General features: G+C 68.8%; 19 protein-coding genes. 6 read left to right on the top strand and 13 right to left on the bottom strand.

Features of this window, described 5'->3' with window-relative positions; all coding sequences use genetic code 11:
• Positions 1-17 precede the first annotated feature (17 nt).
• From ABD260_RS23550 to ABD260_RS23565, 4 genes are all read right to left on the bottom strand, one after another.
• Entirely contained in the window at positions 18-323 is a 306-nt protein-coding gene (locus tag ABD260_RS23550; protein WP_344236386.1) for a trypco2 family protein, read from the bottom strand.
• A 51-nt stretch (positions 324-374) separates the two neighbouring features.
• Positions 375-1,031, bottom strand: coding sequence for a hypothetical protein (locus tag ABD260_RS23555; RefSeq protein ID WP_344236388.1), 657 nt, complete (start codon positions 1,029-1,031; stop codon positions 375-377).
• Entirely contained in the window at positions 1,028-2,299 is a 1,272-nt protein-coding gene (locus ABD260_RS23560; RefSeq protein WP_344236390.1) for an MFS transporter, read from the bottom strand. The genes ABD260_RS23555 and ABD260_RS23560 overlap by 4 nt, the downstream gene beginning before the upstream one ends.
• 823 nt (positions 2,300-3,122) lie before the next feature.
• Positions 3,123-3,332 carry a hypothetical protein gene (locus tag ABD260_RS23565; protein WP_344236392.1) on the bottom strand — a complete coding sequence of 70 codons (210 nt, stop codon included), beginning with the start codon at positions 3,330-3,332 and terminating at the stop codon, positions 3,123-3,125.
• Positions 3,333-3,438: 106 nt separating this feature from the next.
• On the opposite strand from ABD260_RS23565, the gene ABD260_RS23570 reads away from it, so the two are divergent.
• Entirely contained in the window at positions 3,439-3,864 is a 426-nt protein-coding gene (locus tag ABD260_RS23570) for a CBS domain-containing protein (RefSeq protein WP_344236394.1), read from the top strand.
• A gap of 19 nt (positions 3,865-3,883) precedes the next feature.
• On the opposite strand, the gene ABD260_RS23575 is transcribed toward ABD260_RS23570, so the two are convergent.
• The 3 genes from ABD260_RS23575 to ABD260_RS23585 are packed head-to-tail and all read right to left on the bottom strand — an operon-like array spanning position 3,884 to position 7,030.
• Entirely contained in the window at positions 3,884-4,279 is a 396-nt protein-coding gene (locus ABD260_RS23575) for a DUF4190 domain-containing protein (protein ID WP_344236396.1), read from the bottom strand.
• A gap of 46 nt (positions 4,280-4,325) precedes the next feature.
• Entirely contained in the window at positions 4,326-5,675 is a 1,350-nt protein-coding gene (locus ABD260_RS23580) for a M16 family metallopeptidase (protein ID WP_344236398.1), read from the bottom strand.
• Positions 5,672-7,030: a M16 family metallopeptidase gene (locus ABD260_RS23585; protein WP_344236400.1), complete on the bottom strand. Its 1,359-nt coding sequence runs from the start codon at positions 7,028-7,030 to the stop codon at positions 5,672-5,674. The genes ABD260_RS23580 and ABD260_RS23585 overlap by 4 nt, the downstream gene beginning before the upstream one ends.
• Positions 7,031-7,309: 279 nt before the next feature.
• On the opposite strand from ABD260_RS23585, the gene ABD260_RS23590 reads away from it, so the two are divergent.
• Both ABD260_RS23590 and ABD260_RS23595 read left to right on the top strand, forming a co-directional pair.
• Entirely contained in the window at positions 7,310-7,657 is a 348-nt protein-coding gene (locus ABD260_RS23590; protein ID WP_344236402.1) for a YciI family protein, read from the top strand.
• 1 nt (position 7,658) lies between these two features.
• Positions 7,659-8,990 carry an RNA polymerase sigma factor gene (locus tag ABD260_RS23595; protein ID WP_344236404.1) on the top strand — a complete coding sequence of 444 codons (1,332 nt, stop codon included), beginning with the start codon at positions 7,659-7,661 and terminating at the stop codon, positions 8,988-8,990.
• Here the strand turns inward: ABD260_RS23595 and hisN are convergent.
• Positions 8,974-9,753, bottom strand: a complete 780-nt coding sequence (gene hisN / locus ABD260_RS23600; RefSeq protein ID WP_344236406.1) for a histidinol-phosphatase — start codon at positions 9,751-9,753, stop codon at positions 8,974-8,976. The two genes, ABD260_RS23595 and hisN, sit on opposite strands and share 17 nt — an antisense overlap.
• A gap of 127 nt (positions 9,754-9,880) precedes the next feature.
• Between hisN and ABD260_RS23605 the strand changes: the two genes are divergently transcribed.
• Positions 9,881-10,366, top strand: coding sequence for a DUF2231 domain-containing protein (locus tag ABD260_RS23605; protein WP_344236408.1), 486 nt, complete (start codon positions 9,881-9,883; stop codon positions 10,364-10,366).
• Between the two features lie 23 nt (positions 10,367-10,389).
• On the opposite strand, the gene rsgA is transcribed toward ABD260_RS23605, so the two are convergent.
• The 5 genes from rsgA to ABD260_RS23630 form a co-directional block, all read right to left on the bottom strand.
• Entirely contained in the window at positions 10,390-11,379 is a 990-nt protein-coding gene (gene rsgA, locus ABD260_RS23610) for a ribosome small subunit-dependent GTPase A (RefSeq protein WP_344236410.1), read from the bottom strand.
• Entirely contained in the window at positions 11,379-12,650 is a 1,272-nt protein-coding gene (gene aroA, locus ABD260_RS23615) for a 3-phosphoshikimate 1-carboxyvinyltransferase (protein ID WP_344236412.1), read from the bottom strand. Before aroA ends, rsgA begins: the two co-directional genes overlap by 1 nt.
• A gap of 54 nt (positions 12,651-12,704) precedes the next feature.
• The gene (locus ABD260_RS23620) at positions 12,705-13,883 is read right to left on the bottom strand and encodes a hypothetical protein (protein ID WP_344236414.1); all 1,179 of its coding nucleotides are present in this window, start codon (positions 13,881-13,883) and stop codon (positions 12,705-12,707) included.
• A 20-nt stretch (positions 13,884-13,903) separates the two neighbouring features.
• Positions 13,904-14,488: a DoxX family protein gene (locus ABD260_RS23625; protein WP_344236416.1), complete on the bottom strand. Its 585-nt coding sequence runs from the start codon at positions 14,486-14,488 to the stop codon at positions 13,904-13,906.
• Positions 14,489-14,557: 69 nt separating this feature from the next.
• Positions 14,558-15,289: a DsbA family oxidoreductase gene (locus ABD260_RS23630; protein WP_344236418.1), complete on the bottom strand. Its 732-nt coding sequence runs from the start codon at positions 15,287-15,289 to the stop codon at positions 14,558-14,560.
• Positions 15,290-15,359: 70 nt separating this feature from the next.
• On the opposite strand from ABD260_RS23630, the gene ABD260_RS23635 reads away from it, so the two are divergent.
• Together ABD260_RS23635 and ABD260_RS23640 are read left to right on the top strand one after the other, a co-directional pair.
• Positions 15,360-16,214 carry an aminoglycoside phosphotransferase family protein gene (locus tag ABD260_RS23635; RefSeq protein WP_344236420.1) on the top strand — a complete coding sequence of 285 codons (855 nt, stop codon included), beginning with the start codon at positions 15,360-15,362 and terminating at the stop codon, positions 16,212-16,214.
• A gap of 114 nt (positions 16,215-16,328) precedes the next feature.
• Positions 16,329-16,997 carry a DUF4097 family beta strand repeat-containing protein gene (locus ABD260_RS23640; protein WP_344236422.1) on the top strand — a complete coding sequence of 223 codons (669 nt, stop codon included), beginning with the start codon at positions 16,329-16,331 and terminating at the stop codon, positions 16,995-16,997.
• Positions 16,998-17,000 lie beyond the last annotated feature (3 nt).

Genomic DNA, 17,000 nt, shown 5'->3' on the forward strand with positions numbered 1-17,000 from the left:
CGTGTCCCCGCTGGACGTCAGCGTTCGCCGGGGGCGGGCTCGCCGGCGATCCACGGGCGGTGGCCGGGGTTGCTCGCGAGATGTGGTTTGAGCGTGAGCTTGATCCGCTGCGTGGATTCGGTACTGAACCGCGCGTCCGCACCGGCATCGACGACCCAGAACCTGACCTTCGCCGCCGGCCCAGCCTCCTTGCCGACGACAACGTTCAGCTCCAGCTCGATCGGTCCCAGCTCGAACCGCAGGTCCTCGTCCGCGCCGTCCGCCAGCGCCGCCGACAACTCGGCGCGGAGCTGCGAGACCACCGTCGCCAACTCGATCTTCACGAACCCTCCCTCAGTCCTGGACCCACACCCTAAGCGCGGGCCGGTTCGCGATCAGTCGCCGAGCGTACGATGAATGTCCTGCCAGGAGGCGAGTTTGCGGTCGAAGGGCCAGTCCCGCTGGGCGTCGGGGATCGCGTTGGCGTACCGCTCCAGTGCGATCGGGGCCAGCGCACCGCCCGCTTCCGGGGAACGGTCGAGTACCAGCGCGAGCCGGATCGTGAACGTGGTCAACCTGGTCAGGCGGCCGTGGTCCGGAGTGGCCTCGAGGTCCTTCAGCTGGCCGCGGAGCTGTTTGAGCGTACGGGCGGCGGCGCGGCGCTCGGATCGGCCTGCCGACGCGCTCGCCTCTTCGGCCGGGATGCCGAGGAGATCGGCGACGGATTCCAGGTCTTCTTCCGGTGGGCTGGATTTGCGGGCGGCCTGGATCGCGTCGGCGATCTGGTCGAGGAGCGTGCCGAGCTGCCGGACCAGTTCGGGCACGGTCAGGTCCGCGGTTTTACGCCGGTTCGTCGCGAGGGCCTCGACCCGGGCGTGTTCGGTCTCCACCGTCGTACGCAGCGGGTCCGGCCAGTCGTCGAGACCCGTCAGGTCCGCGTGCTGGGGCGCGGACGGGTTGAGATCACTCGCATTCAGCGGCTTCGCGCCGGCGCGCGCCGCGGTGATCTCCTCTTCGAGCTTCTTCCGGGGTCCTGGAACGATTGAGCTCACGTATCAAGCCTACGCAAGTTCCACACGCTTGGTACGACCAGTGTGATCACGGTGATCAGGACGAAGAGCCCGGCGCCGTACAACTCGACGGCTTTCACGCTGATCGCGGCGGCAAGGTAGCCGACGGTCAATTGGCCGAGCGGGCCGGCGATGAAAGAGCCGAGCATGTCGTACGAGGCCACGCGGGAAAGCTTGTCGATCGGTACGTGCTGGCCGAGCGCGGTTTCCCAGCTGATCCCGAACACGTCGAAACCGACACCGAGCAGGAACGCCGACACCGCCATCACCGGCGTCTTCGGGTACAGGGCGAGCGACAGCATCACCGGAACGGTCAGCAGCATGCCCAGCATGCCGATCCGGAGCGGGCGGCGCGGCCGGAGGCGGAGCATCAGTACGCCGCTCGTCACCAGACCGGCACCGAAGCAGGCGCTCACCAGACCCCAGCCGGCGCGGCCGAACGTACGGTCCGCGATGACCGGTCCGAGGGTTTGGTAGCAGGCGGTGAAGATCAGGTTCAGAAGTCCGAAGGCGAGGACGATCACCCAGACCCACTGCCGCGAGACGAACTCGCTCCAGCCTTCTCTGAGATCGGTCAGTACGGAGGTGGCGGCGCGGGTGATCCGCGGAATCGTCAACCTGGACAGCAAAAACGCGCCGATCAGAAAGGTGACCCCGTCGACCGCGAGCCCGACCCCGGGCCCGGTCAGCCCGACGATCACACCCGCGACCGCGCCGCCCCCGATCATCGCCGCCGACCGCGCGAACCCTGCGATCGCGTTCGCCTGCGGGAGTTCGGCCCGATCCACGATCGACGGCAGAATGCCCGTCATCGCCGGCATCACAAACGCGGCCGCCGCCCCGTTCACCGCCTCGATCGCCGCGAGCTGCCAGATCGTCGCGTGCCCCGTCAGCACCAGCGTCGCCGCCAGCCCCTGAGTGAGCCCGCTGACCGTGTTGGCCACCACCAGCACCAGATGCCGCGGCAACCGATCCGCGATCACGCCACCGATCAGCATGAACACGATATTCGGAATGCTCCGCGCAGCCAGCACAGTCCCGACCGCCCCGGCCGAGTCCGACACATCCAGCACCGCAAACACCAGCGCTACCGGCGCAATAGTCGACCCAAGAATCGAAACAAACCGAGCCAAAACAAAAACCCGAACATCCCGATTCCGCAACACCACCAAATCCCGCCGAAACCCCACCCCCGCCCCCTCTCCCCACCACCCACTCACACCCAGCCAGCAGCTCAAGCCCGATCCCACACCTCAAAGCCCGACCACAAACTCAAAGCCCGACCACAAACCTCAAAGCCCGAGCGATCCTAACCTCCACCCCCACCCCACCACGCCCACCCACCCACGCTTTACCCCGCCCACCCTCACGCTTTACCCCGCCCACCCCACGCTCTACTGCGTCCCTCCTCACCCGCGCACTACCTACCGCGTCCCACCCACCCGCGCTCGACTGCGTCCCACCTCACCCACGCCCCGCGCACCCTGCCGCACCGGCCAGGCGGGCGTGCCACCGGCCTGCCGGATCGGATTCCGGTCGGTGTGCCCGATCCGATCCGCGGACCATTTGAGCGGTTAACCCCCTGACATGCCCGTTCACCGCCCGGATGCGGCCGGTGAAGGCGCAAACCCACGGGTTGACCACTCAACGGGTCCGCCACGGCGTACGCACACGGGGGCCGCCCCGAACCCGGCCCAACGACCCACCGCAGCCGCCCCACCTTGCCCGCTGAGGACGACCGCCGCAGCCGGGTCAGCTTGCCCGCTAAGACGACCGCCCCAGCCGGGTCAGCTTGCCCCCTGAGGTGGTGGGTTGCCCCCTGAGAATTTGAGGGGGCAACCCACCGTCTGAGGGGATGACCCCTCAGACGGAGAGTTCGGCGCGGCCCGGTGCCGGGCGGGTCGTACGCGGTCGTGCGATGGATGCCCCAGCCGACGGAACTGCTGCCAACCGCCGCCCCGCACCCATCACCCTCACCGCACCGGCCCGCACTCACCGCACCCGCCGCACTCAACACCCCCACAGGATTCGCCGCACCCACCGCACCGGCCGTAGTCACCGCATCCGCCGCACTCAACACGCCCACCGGATCGCCGGACTCACCGCACCGGCCGTAGTCACCGCATCCGCCGCACTCAACACGCCCACCGGATTCGCCGCACCGACCGCACCGACCGCACCGGCCGCACTCACCGCATCGGCCGCATCGGCCGCATCGGCCGCACCGGCCGCACCGGCCGCACCGGCCGCACCGGCCGCACCGGCCGCATCGGCCGTACTCACCGCACACCGGGCGTGGATGTGGGTGGTTGTCTGTCGTTGTCACTGGGGGTGGGTGGGGGAATGCGGGTAGGTTGAGGTATTGGTCCCTCTAGATGCAGGAGGCTCCGTGAAGATTAATGACGTGCTGCGTGGTAAAGGTAGTCAGGTCGTCACCATCTCCCCAGAAGCCACTGTCACCGAACTGCTTGCCTTGCTGGCTGAACACAACATCGGCGCGGTGGTGGTGAGCGCGGATGGGGTGTCGGTCGCGGGGATTGTTTCCGAGCGGGACGTGGTGCGGTTGTGGAACGGGACGCCGGAGGCCGGTGACGTGCGGGTGAGCGCGATCATGACGGCCGAGGTGCATACGTGTACGCCGGACGACCTGATCGACAACCTGATGCGGATGATGACGGATCGGCGGATCCGGCACGTACCGGTTGTTGTCGACGGCAACCTTGCCGGGCTGGTGAGCATCGGGGACGTGGTGAAGTCCCGGATCGGTGAGCTGGAGTTCGAGAAGGAACAGCTCTCCAACTACATCAGCAGCTGATCGAACCCCCAGCCAGACCTCAGACGCTGACCACGAACACCAGCGTCACCAAGACGAACAGCAGGCCGGCTCCGAGCAGGATCGTGCCGATGAGGCCGCAGATCTGCCCGGCTTGAGCCATGCCCCGGTTGTTGTACACACCGGGCGCGGCGTCGATCTCCCGTACCGCCTGCCGGCCGAGCCACCACGCGATCGGGGACAGGAACAAGAATCCGGTGCAGAAGGCAACAACCCCGAGGACGAGCGCGACCGTTGCCTGCGAGTGGTCCCGCAGTACGCCGTACGCGGGCAGGTCCTGGTAACCAGGCTGCAGCTGGTACCGCGTCGGCTCGGGGTACCGGGTCGGCTCGGGGTACTGGGTCGGCCCGGAGTGCGTAGCCGGCGCAGGACGCGTGGTCGGCTCGGGGTAGGTCATTGCGGTTCCTCCGCTCAGCGGCTGAGCGGAGGAACCGTGTGTTCCGTCAGCTCAGGTCGATCAGGTCGCCGAGGTCGAGGCCCGCGAGCTGCGGGCGTACGTCCTTCGCTTCCCCTACGACGACGACCAGTAGCCCATCGGTTCCGACGTACCGCCGGTAAGCCTCGGTGGCCTCGGCCGCGGTGGTGGCGGCGATCTGGGTGAGGTACGTGTCGGCGAAGTCCACCGGTACGCCGTTGGCGATGTTGCTGCCGACCTGCTGCGCTACCGAGTCGGCCTGCTCGTACCGGAGGGGAGCGGTCCGGATCAGGCTGTCCTTCGCCTCCTGGACCTCCTGCTCGGTCAGGCCGTCGCGGGCCTCGCGCAGGATCCGCAGCGCGTCACCGATCGCCGCGCCGGTCACCTCGGTGCGTACGGCGCCGCCGAGGCTGAACGTCCCGCCCTTGCGCGGTGCCGCGAAGCTGGTCCGCGTCCCGTACGTGTAGCCCTTCTCCTCCCGCAGCACCGTGTCGACGCGCGAGGTGATCGTGCCGCCGACGACGTGGTTCGCGACCGCGGCCGAGCCCCACGCGGGGTCGCGCCGGTCCGGTCCCGCGCAGCCGATCAGCAGCTGGCTCTGCACCGAGCCGGGCCGGTCGACCAGTACGACGCGGTTGCCCGGCAGGTAGATGGGCTCCTGCGACTCCAGCGCGCTTCCGGCCGAGGAGGTCCAGGTACCGAACGCGGAATCGATGATCCCGGCAACATCCACGCTGGTCGCATCGCCCGCGAACAGGATCTCCGCGCGCTCCGGCCCGATGTTGTTCCGGTAGAAGTCCGCGACCTGGACGTTGGTCAGCGGCCGGATCGTGTCCGGCGTACCAGCGGTCGGCCGCGAGCGCCGCGTCGACGTGTCGAACAAATGCGCCGCAAACGCTTCCCGGGCCCGGTACCCGGCGTTGGCGCGCTCCTGATTGATCTCGCCGAGCCGGATCGTCACATGCCGCCCGACGTCGGCCTGGTTGAACGCGGGCCGGGTGATCGCCTCGGCCAGCAACTGCACGGCCGGCTCGAGGTGCGATACCGGGACCGAGATCTCGACGTGGAGAGCATCCGAGCTGACGTCGACCCCGTACGCGGCGCCGTGCCGCTCCAGCGCGGCGGCGAACTCGTTCGCGGAGTGCAGCTCGGTGCCTTCGTCGAGGGTCCGCGACATGATCGTCGCGACGCCTTCGAGGTCACGCGGTTCGGCGATCAGCGGCATCGCGATCGTGACGCGTACGGTCGCGACGTACTGCCCCGGTCGGTCGAAGACATGCACCGGCGTACCGACCGCGGTCCGGGTGGTGACCGACTCCGGGAACTTCCACGGACCCGGCGCGCCGACGGCCGGCGGGGTGGTCAGAACCTGGCTCATTCCTGCTCTCCCGACTCTCCCGAAGCCTTCGCTCCCGAAACCTGCTCTCCCGAAACCGACCCTCCCGAAACCGGCTCCTCCGAAGCGGATTCACTGCGGCGGTAGCTGACCTGCACCCGCCCGGCCGCGCGAATCCACTGCGCGGCGGCGGCCTGGACCTGCTCGACGGTCACGGCCTGGACCTGGTCGATCCGGGTGTTGATCCGGTTCGCGTCGCCGAACAGCAGGGCGTGATGCGAGATCTCGTCCGCGCGGCCGGCGCACGTCGCCAGCTGCTCGAGCCAGTCGCGCTCAGCCTGTGCCTGTACGGTCGCCAGCTCGTCTTCGGTGACACCGTCCGCAGCGAGTTTCTCGATCTCCTCGAGCAGCGCGTCCTCGACCTTCTGCAGATCGATCCCGTCCGAAGCGATCCCTGTCAGCGTCCCGAACGAGACGCCGCCGATCAGCGGCAGCGCGCCGCCCGACACCGACTGGGCGATCTGCTCGTCGCGGACCAGCCGCCGGTTCAGCCGTCCGCTCTGGCCGGCCGCGAGGATGTCGAGCGCGAGCCCGGCCGCGTCCAGCTCCGGCGTGCCGTCGACCGGCAAGCGGAACATCATCGTCACCAGGTCGGACGGTACGTCGGATTCGACGTCGTCGCGGCGTACGTCGGTCATCGGGCCGATCGTCCCGTCCGGCGCGGGCGGCGGCGTGGGGATCGCGGGCAGATGCCCGAAGTACCGCTTGGCCGCGTCGAACGCGTCGTCCTCGGACACATCGCCGACGATCGTCAGCACCGCGTTGTTCGGGCCGTAGTACTTGCGGAAGAAGGCATGGACGTCCTCCAGCGACGCGGCGTCGAGATCGGCCATCGAGCCGATCGTCATGTGCGCGTACGGATGGTCCGCGGGGAAGGCGAGCTTCACCAGCCGCTCGTACGAATCACCGTACGGCCGGTTGTCGTAGCTTTGCCGCTTCTCCTCCTTGACCACGTCCCGCTGGTTGTCCAGGTTCTCCTGGTTGACCGCGTCCAGCAGGTACCCCATCCGGTCCGCCTCGAGCCAGAGGGCGAGGTCCAGGCCGCCGCTGGGCAGTGACTCGAAGTAGTTGGTGCGGTCGAAGAAGGTGCTCGCGTTCAGGCTTGCGCCGGCAGTCTCCAGCAGGCTGAAGTGCTGACCGGAGGCGACGTTGCGCGATCCCTGGAACATCAGGTGCTCGAACAGGTGCGCGAACCCGGTCAGGCCCGGCGGTTCGTGGCGCGACCCGACGTCGTACCAGAGGTTGACGGCGACGATCGGGACCGCGCGGTCCGAGCTGACGACGACCCGCAGGCCGTTGTCGAGCGTCTGCTCCGCGATGGGGTACGTCAAGGGCATACCGGCCACCTTAGAGGGTGCCTGGAAACTCTGCGCCTACTGCGCGGCACTCGGCGGGCACCTCGGCGCACTGGAGCGAAGGGCACGATGCTCCGCATCGAACCCTCCCCTCCAGCGCGCCGAGGCACTCCGCCGAGCACCTGCTCGCTACGGCGCAGAGTTCCCAGGCACCCTCTACGTGGTCGCGAAACTCCGTTGCCGGGGTTGTCGATTTCGGCCGGGGTCGCGCATCGGGATGGTGAATGCTGGAATCGGGAGCGACGGGAGAGGTGAGCTGAAGTGGGCAAGTACCTGGTGATGATCTACGACGACGAGGCGAAGTGGGCCGCTGACGACGGGTCGGTGATGGAGCGCAACCATGTGAACCACCGGGCCTTTGTGGCGGCGAACGGGGCGGCGATCCGGGGGTCCGGGCAGCTCGAAGAGAGCACGACCGCTACCTCGATCCGCTCGGACGGGAACGGTGGGTTCGTGGTCACGGACGGCGTTTTCGCCGAGACCAAGGAGGTGATGGGCGGGTACTACCTGATCGAGGCGGCGGATCTGGACGAGGCCCTCGCGATCGCCAAGCAGGTCCCGTCCCCGATGGGCGGTGTCGAGGTCAGACCGCTGGTCAACGGTGACTGACTTGGCGACTGACACGGTGACTGACGTGGTGGCGGCGGTGGCGGAGGCTCATGTGCGGGAGTGGGCCTTCGTTCTCGCCGCGACCGCGCGGGTGGCGGCGGATCTGGATCTGGCCGAGGACTGTGTACAGGACGCGTACGCGAAGGCGCTGGTGCACTGGCGGGAAGCCGGTGTGCCACGGCGGCCGGGCGCTTGGCTGACGACGGTCGCGACGCGGCGGGCGCTGGAGCTGCGGCGGCGGGCTGACGTGGCGCGCCGGAAACTGCCGCTGCTGGTCGACCCGGTGGGTGCGGACCCGGTTGGTGGGGAAGCAGTCGGAGGGGAGCTCGGCGGCTCGGATGCGGTCGGTGGGGAAGCGGTTGGCCGAGATGCAGACGGTGGGGTGGATGCGTTTCCGGATGATCGGTTGCGGTTGGTGTTCACGTGTTGTCATCCGGCGTTGGCGCAGGAGGCGCAGGTTGCGTTGACGTTGCGGCTGGTGTGTGGGTTGACGTCGGCGGAGATCGCGACGGCGTTCCTGGTGAAGGAAGCGACGATGCAGGCGCGGATCACGCGGGCCAAGCACAAGATCTCGCGGTCGGGGATTCCGTACCGGATTCCGCGGGTGGCGGAGCTGCCGGAGCGGATCGGTGCGGTGCTGGATGTTGTGCATCTGGTGTACGCAGCTGGGCACACTGCTGGTGATGGTGCGGAGCTGACGCGGCCGGAGCTGGCGGACCGGGGGCTGGATCTGGCCCGGATGATGCGGATGCTGCTGCCTGACGACGCTGAGGTTGCTGGTCTGCTCGCCCTACTACTGCTCACCGAAGCACGACGGCCTGCCCGGGTGGACGAGGCGGGTCAGCTGGTGCTGATGGAAAACCAGGACCGCACGCTGTGGGACCAACAGTTGATCGCCGAGGGACTGCGCTTGGTGCCAGAGGCACTTACCGGCGGAACGGGCGGCCGGGGGCGGGTTGGGCGGTTTGGGGTGATGGCGGCGGTGGGGGCTGTGCATGCGGAGGCGGGGCGGTGGGAAGAGACTGATTGGGGGGAGATTTTGGGGCTGTACGACGTGCTGTACCGCCGCTGGCCCTCCCCGGTTGTGGCGCTCAATCGGATCGTGGCACTGAGCTACGTAGCCGGCCCAGCGACAGCACTGGAGCAACTGGAAGAGCTCAGCACCGACCCGGCGCTCGCCACCTACCCGTACCTTGCCTCCACCCGCGCCGAGCTCCTGCGCCGTACCGGCCGATCAGCCGAAGCGCAGGCGGCGTACGAGGAAGCACTGGCCTTCACCAGCAACTCGGTCGAAGCGGACTTCCTGCAGCGCCGGATCACTCCAGACGCTTGAGTACCTCGTCGTGCAACCGCCCATTGGTGGCCACGGCGTTCGGCCCGTTCGGCCCAGGCACTCCGTCGACGGACGTGAACTTCCCGCCCGCCTCCTCCACGATGATCGCCAGCGCGGCCATGTCGTACAGGTTGAGCTCCGGCTCCGCCGCGATGTCCACAGCCCCCTCGGCAACCAGCATGTACGACCAGAAGTCCCCGTACGCGCGGGTCCGCCAGCAGGCGTCCATCAGCTCGGACCACTGGTTCTTCTTGCCGATCTTCTCCCAGCCCTTGAGCGAGGCGTACGACAGCGAGGCGTCGTCGATCGTGCTCACATCGCTGACCCGGCACGGCTGCGACGAGTGCAGCGCGCGACCGGTCCAAGCGCCGTCGCCGTACGACGCCCACCAGCGCTTCCCGAGCGCCGGCGCGGACACCACGCCGACGACCACCTGGTCCTCGATCATCAGGCTGATCAGCGTCGCCCAGACCGGTACGCCGCGGATGTAGTTCTTGGTGCCGTCGATCGGGTCGACCACCCAGCGGCGGACGCCCCACCCGGACGTACCGTCCTCTTCGCCGACGAACGCGTCCCGCGGCCGGGCCCGGGCGAGCGTCTTGCGCATCACGTCCTCGACCTTCTTGTCCGACTCGCTCACCGGCGTCAGGTCCGGCTTGGTCGCGACGTGCAGGTCCAGCGCCTTGTAGCGGTCCATCGTGGTGGAGTCCGCGTCGTCGGCCAGGATGTGGGCGAGCCGCAGGTCATCCGTGTGCGAAGGCATGCCGGAAGGCTAGCCTGCCGGGCGACCAGCCAGAAGTGGGGACCGCGGACGAGCGGATTGAACCGAAACCGGCGGTCGGCCGTGCTATAGGTGCTTGCACACGGCCCACGACTGCCGGGAGGCGTCTATGTTCGAGCAGCTCGGGAACCTGCCACTGCACGTGCTGGTCATCCACCTCGCCGTGGTGGTGCTGCCGGTGAGCGCGCTGACCGCTATCGCGTTCGTGGCGGTGCCGAAGTGGCGGCGGCTCCTGCGCTGGCCGGCGCTGGTACTCGGTGTCGGGGCGCTGGTGTGCGCGTTCGTGGCGAAGAAGAGCGGGGACGCGTTCGTGACGGCCCTTCCGCAACTGCTGCCGCTGGTCCAGCTGCACCGGTCCCGCGGCAATCTGCTGCTCTGGTTCGTGCTGGCGTTCGCTGTACTGGTGGTGGCCGCCTTCCTGCTACTCGGCAGGCCGACCGCACTGTCCGGTGGCAGAGCAGCCATCAGCCGCCCGCTGGAGCTGCTGGTGATCGTGGCTGTCGTGGTGATGGCGGCCGTGGTGATCTACCAGACCATCCTGACCGGTGACGCCGGTGCCCGCGCGGTCTGGGGCAACATCCTGCCCAAGAAGTAGCCAGCCGGTCCGGAGGCGTAGACCTAGTAGATGGTGGTGGCGCGACTGGCCAGCAGGCGGCGGAACGAGGCGACCCGGTCGACGTCCGCCTGACCCGCCGCCACGGCCTCGTCCAGTGCACAGTCCGGCGCGTCGGCCGCGTGCGTACACCCACGCGGGCAGTCCCGGGCGAGGTCAGCCAGGTCGGGGAACGCGTGGATCAGCTTTTCCGGATCGACATGCGCCAGGCCGAACGAGCGGATGCCGGGCGTGTCGATCAACCAGCCACCGCCGGGCAGCCGCAGTACGACGGTGTTGGTCGACGTATGCCGTCCGCGCCCGGTGACCTCGTTGACGATGCCAATCGCCCGGCCTGCTCCCGGGATGACCCCGTTGACCAGCGTGGACTTACCAACCCCGGAGTGACCGACTAGCACGCTGGTGCGGTCCTGCAACTGCTCGCGCAGCGCCGTCAGGTCCCCGCCCTGCTGCGTAGCGACCGACTCGACACCAAGCGGCCTGTAGATGGACAGCAACGGGTCCGGGTCGGCCAGGTCGGTTTTGGTCAGACAGAGCAGCGGTCGCATGCCCGCGTCGTACGCGGCGACCAGGAAGCGGTCGATCAGACCAGTCCGGGGTTCCGGGTTCGCTACCGCAACCACAATGACCAGTTGGTCGGCATTGGCAACCAGTGGGCGCTCTACCGGGTCGTCGTCATCAGCCGAGCGCCGGAGCAAGGTCCGGCGGGGGAGGACCTCGACGATCCGGGCCAGGGTGCCTTCGTCACCGGTCGCGTCGCCGTCGAGTTTCACCCGATCGCCCACGATCACGCCGGTCCGGCCGAGTTGCCGGGCCTTCATCGCGGTCACCTGATGGCCGTCGTCGGTGGGACCGGCCCAGCAGGTGTACCGCCCGCGGTCGCGGGTGATCACGACGGCTTCGGCGGCATCGTCGTACGAGGGGCGGTCCTTGGTCCGCGGCCGGGTGCGGCGCTTGGGCCGGTCGTACCGGGCCTCCTCGTCGTACCGCGACATCAGCTGACGAGCTCCGACCACAGTTCGGGGAACTCTGGCAAGGTCTTCGCGGTGGTGCCGATGTTCTCGATCAGCAGCCCGTCCACGAGCAGACCGAGTACGGCGGCCGCGTGCGCCATCCGGTGATCCGCGTACGTGTGGAAGAGCCCGCCGCGCAACGGCTTCGGCCGGATCTCCAGGCCATCGGCGGTCTGGGTGACGTCACCGCCCAGCGCGTTGAACTCGGTTTCGAGCGCGGCCAGCCGGTCCGTCTCGTGGCCGCGCAGGTGCGCGATGCCCCGCAGGTACGACGGCCCGTCCGCGAACGCGGCCACCGCCGCGATCACCGGGGACAGCTCGCCGACCTCGCTCAGGTCGAGGTCACAGCCGACGATCCGGCCGGTCCCTCGTACGGTCAGGCCCTCCGCGGTTTGGGTCACGTCGGCGCCGAAGCGGCTGAAGATGTCGCGCAGATGGTCGCCGGGCTGCGTGGTCTCGGTCGGCCAGCCGGTCACGGTGACCTCGCCGCCGGTCAGGACCGCCGCGGCCAGGAACGGCGCGGCGTTCGACAGGTCGGGCTCGATCGCGGTGTCCAGCGCGCGGATGGGGCCGGGAGCAACGACCCAGCGGTTCGGCTCGGCGTCGTCGACCTGGACGCCGCGCTCCCGCAGCATCGCCACCGACATGTCCAGATGCGGCTGCGACGGTACGGGCTTGCCGTCGTGGCGGATGTCGACACCCGCGTCGTACCGGGCGCCGGCCAGCAGCAGCGCGGACACGAACTGGCTGGAGCCGGACGCGTCCAGCGTCACCACACCGCCGCGCACCGAACCGGTCCCGGACACCGTGTACGGCATCCGCCCGGTACCGCCGTCGTCGATCTGTACGCCGAGAGCACGCAGCGCGTCGAGGATCACGCCCATCGGGCGCTCGCGGGCGTACGCATCACCGTCGAACGCGACCGTACCGTCGGCGAGCGCGGCAACCGGCGGTACGAACCGCATCACCGTGCCGGCCAAGCCGCAGTCGACGCTCGCCGGGCCCTTGAGCGAACCGGGGGTGACCGTGACGGTCGAACCGCTCTCGGTGATGCCCACGCCGAGTGAGACCAGTGCGGACCGCATCAGGGCGGTGTCCCGGGCCGCCAGCAGACCGGTCAGGTGCGACGGGCCGTCCGCGAGTGCGGCGAGGATGAGGGCCCGGTTGCTGATCGACTTCGACCCGGGCACGGTGACCCGTCCGCTGACCGCACCCGTGGCCGATGGTGCCGGCCACCCCTGATCCACGCTCATGCCACTCCCTAGGCTCATCAGTGTCTCTCTCACGATGAGCCTAGGGCACGCGGCCTACTGGAGCTTCCAGCCCTGCGGCAGGACCATCGACAGCGTCTGCGGCGAGTTGTTGAACACAGGCACCGGCAGCGTCTTCGGGTACGCGTAGTTGACCACCTGTACGCCCGGTCCTTCCGTGGACCCGGACGGCGGGTTGATGCCCTTCTCGAAGGCCGCCACCGGCAGCAGGGTCTTGGTGTCCAGGTAGTACACGGCGTGCACGCCCGTGCTCAGCGGCCACGGGTTCGACCACGGCCAGCTGACCGGGTCGTTGCCCGACTCCTTGAACGCCCACATCGAGATCGCCGAGCCGCCGTCCTCGTCGTGCGCCAGCTTGACCGGCTTGAAGTCGACCACCTGGCGTACGTACGTGTGACCGCCCGCGGACAGCAGCGTCGGCTGCTCCGGGTTCACGTACCCGGTGTAGTCCCGCAGCTTGGCCAGCACCTTGTCGGCCTGATCAGCCGTCAGCCCACTGGAGAACAGCCCGTCCCCGGTGTACGTGTACGGCTTCTTCCGGCACTCCGGGGAGTCGAACGGAACGACCTGCCATTTCTTGGCGTAATTGCCCCAGCTGTAGCTCTTGCCGTCCTTGCAGATCGCGTTGGTCGGCTCGTCGTCGGCCGCACCGTGCCGCGCGGTGGTGGCGAGGTAGAACTTGTCGGTCTTGTGGTCGATCGCCGAATCGGTCGTCAGCCACAGGTCCGTCCGGCTCAGGAACTTCTGCTGATCGGGGAAGTACGCCACCTTCAGCCGGGCCAGCGGCTGCGTCATCTGCCGCTTGGCCACGCCCTCGAAGAACGTCGCCGGGTCGACCTCGGCCAGGCTCGCCGCGGTCACCGGCTGACCCGGCTCGATGGTCTTGCCGTGCGGCGCCGCGGTCGCGTCGTCACCGGTCAGCTTCTTGTAACCGTAGATGCCCGCCGGGATGCCGATCACCAGCACCAGCGCCGCGACCAGCACCCAGAGCACCACCCGCCGCCCCTTCGACTTCCGCGGTCGCCCAGGCTGCGGCCGCTGCTGGGCGTACGGCTGGGGCTGCTGTGGTGGGTACTGCGGAGGTCCTGGCGGCGGACCCTGCGGCGGGTACTGCTGACCCTGCTGCTGTGGTGCTTGCTGGGGCGGGAGCGTCGAAATCGGCTGCCAGGAGCGGCCGTCCCACCACCACTGGCCATCGTCACTGTACGTCGGCACTGTGCAAGGGTAGAACTGATTCAGCTCAGTTCAGCTTTGAGCTCCGCCTTGGCGAGTCGCGCCGCCCGCTTCGCCTCACGGGCCAGCTGCTTGGTCTCGCGCTTGGCGACCTTCGCGCCGCGCTTGGTCTCCCGCTTCGCCGCCTTGGCGCCGTGGGTGGCCCGCCAGGCGACGCCCGGCTTGCCCTCGGTGTCGACCGCAGCCAGCAGCAGTCCGCCCAGCAGCCCCAGGTTCTTCATGAACTGGATGCGCTGCTGGTTCCGGACCGCCTTGTCCTTCTCCAGCCAGAACGAGTGCCCGGCGAGCGTGGTGGGTACCAGCGAGGCGGCCAGCAGCGACGCACCGAGCCGGCGGCCCTTGCCGGACGCCAGCGCCAGCCCGCCGACGACCTGCGCCGCGCCGTTCAGCCGGACCAGGTTGGCGGTCGTGTCGGGAATCCGGTCGCTCACCTGCGGCGGCGCGACCTTCTTCACCATCGGCACCAACCGGTCCGTCACTGGCTGGGCCTTGGGCACCAGCGGCTCGGGATTGCGGATCGAGTTCGCGCCTTGCACGACGAAAATGACGGACAGCAACGGCCTGGCCAGTGCGCGCACGACAGTCATGCCTCCTTCATACACCACGTTTCGTACGACTCCCGGTACCCACCGCTGATGCCCTCACCCGGAGAACGATCAGATCGGGCAGCCGTCCGGGCCGCACGCCGCGTCACCGTCGGTGGTCGCGCCCGGTGCGGTGATCAGGGTCACGGGCTTGCGGTCCGCGTTCGCCCGGCGCAGTGCTTCCTGGAACACCTCGACGGGCTGTGCGCCGCTGACGCCGTACTTCTCGTCGATGACGAAGAACGGCACGCCGTTGGCTCCGTACGCGACGGCCTGCGCTTGGTCCGCGGCGACGTCATCCGCGTACGTCGTACTGTCCAGCACCGCACGCGCCTTGTCGGCGGGGAGGCCTACTTCGGTGGCCAGCTCGAGCAGGGTGGCGTGGTCACCGACCGGGAGGCCGTCGGTGAAGTACGCCTTGAGCAGCCGCTCTTTCAGTCGGCCCTGCGTGTCAGTGGGGACCTCGCCGGACTCGGCCAGGTGTAGTGCGAGGTGCAGCAACCGGTGTGCGTCGACTGTGTTCACCGGCTTCGCCTGGTCGAGGTGGTACTCCAGACCGTCCTCGGCCGCCACCTCCGTGACCTGGGCATTCGCCTGCAGGCCCCACTCGCGACCGCGGCCGTACTTCTCACCGAGCCGGGTCGCCAGGTCCCGCGGGTCGTCGTTGGTGGACGACGGGTCGAGCTGGAAGCTGTGCCAGACGATCGTCGCCGTGTCTCCGCTCGCGGCGAGCGCCGCTTCGAGCCGGCGCTTGCCGATGTAGCACCAGGGGCAGACGACGTCGGACCACACATCAATGCGCATGTCAGACGGCAACTGACCAGTCCGTGGACCTATTCCCAACCGGACAGTGGTGTGACGCGTCTGACGCCTCATGGACGACGAACTGGTGCGGACCCTGTTGAAAGAGCAGTTCCCCGATCTGGCCGACCTGGAGCTGCGGGCGGTCGATGGCGGCTGGGGCAACCAGATGTGGCGGCTCGGAAACGACCTGGCGATCCGGATCCCCCGTCACTTGGACGCGCCTGAACTGCTGACCAGAGAGCACCGCTGGGTTCCTGACCTGGCCGCCCGGCTTCCGCTACCTGTTCCGACTCCATTACGCCTCGCTGCACCCTCGGACCGCTTTCCTCGCCCGTGGCTGATCACCACGTGGGTACCAGGCGAGCCGGCTGACTGGAGTCCGATCAGTACGGAGCAGTCCGCCGACGTACTGGCCGGATTCCTGAAGGCACTTCACACCGAGGCACCAGCTGGTGCACCGGCGGGCATCCGCAGCAGTCTGCCGCGTGAACTGCAGTGGGGCTTCGACAACCTGCACGAGTACGTGGACCGCGCTGACACCATCCGCACAGTCATGGAGGACGCACTGGCCGCGCCGGAGTGGGACGGCGTACCACTCTGGCTGCACGGCGACCTGCACCCGGCCAACGTGGTAGTTGCCGACGGCACGCTTGCCGGCGTGATCGACCTGGAGGAGGTGTGCGCGGGCGACCCGGCGAACGACCTCGCGGCCGCCTGGATTCTGCTCCCGGACGGTGCCGCCGACCGGTTCTTCCAGCTGTATTCAACCGACGAGGCAACGGTACGGCGAGCGCGCGGCTGGGCCGTGCACCGGGCGATGTTCCTGATCGCGATGGGGCTCAACGGCGACCAGGGACTACCCGGCGGGAAGGCACATTGGGGCCCGATCGGCCATGCCGCGCTGCGGAGGCTGACAGGCGCGTAGCTGGCTCCTGACACCAGCTCGCGGTCATGTCAGCCCGATGGCGGCCTGGTGTCAGGCCTGTCTTCGAATCTGGTTTCAGACACCAACGGAGTCTCCAACCAGAAAGGCACCACCATGAAGACCTTCGACACCCCGCAGCCGATCTCCGCTCACCTCGACGTCCCAGCCGGCCGCGTCCAGCTGGTCGCCACCGACCGGACCGACACCGTGGTCGAGGTCCGGCCCGCCGACCCCTCGAAGAGCCGCGACGTGAAGGTCGCCGAGCAGGTCAAGGTCGAGTACGGCGACGGCGTGCTGCGGATCGAGTCCACCGCGAAGAACCAGTACTTCGGTCCGTCCGGCAGCCTCGCGGTGACGGTCCAGCTGCCGGCCGGCTCCCAGGCCGAGGTCCGGGCCGCCAGCGTCGAGCTGAAGGCGGTCGGGCGGTTCGGCGACCTGACCGTGAACAGCGCGCACGGCGCCATCGACCTCGAGGACGTCGCGAGCGCCAAGCTCACCACCAGCGCCGGTGACGTCACCGTCGGCCGGCTGAACGGCCCGGCCGAGATCCGCACCAGCCAGGGTGACATCCGGGTGGCCGAAGCCGTACGCGGCGCGGTCGTGCTGCGCACCGAAGCCGGCGACGTGGAGATCGGCGCCGCGCCGGGCGTCTCGGCCTCCCTGGACGCCGGAACCGCCAGCGGCCGGATCAGCAACTCGCTGCACAACACCGAGGGCCCCGCCCCGGAGCTCACCATCAAGGCGACCACCTCCATGGGTGACATCCGCGCCTACAGCCTCTGAATT

The sequence above is a fragment of the Kribbella hippodromi genome (assembly GCF_039531045.1).
Lineage (GTDB): Bacteria > Actinomycetota > Actinomycetes > Propionibacteriales > Kribbellaceae > Kribbella > Kribbella hippodromi.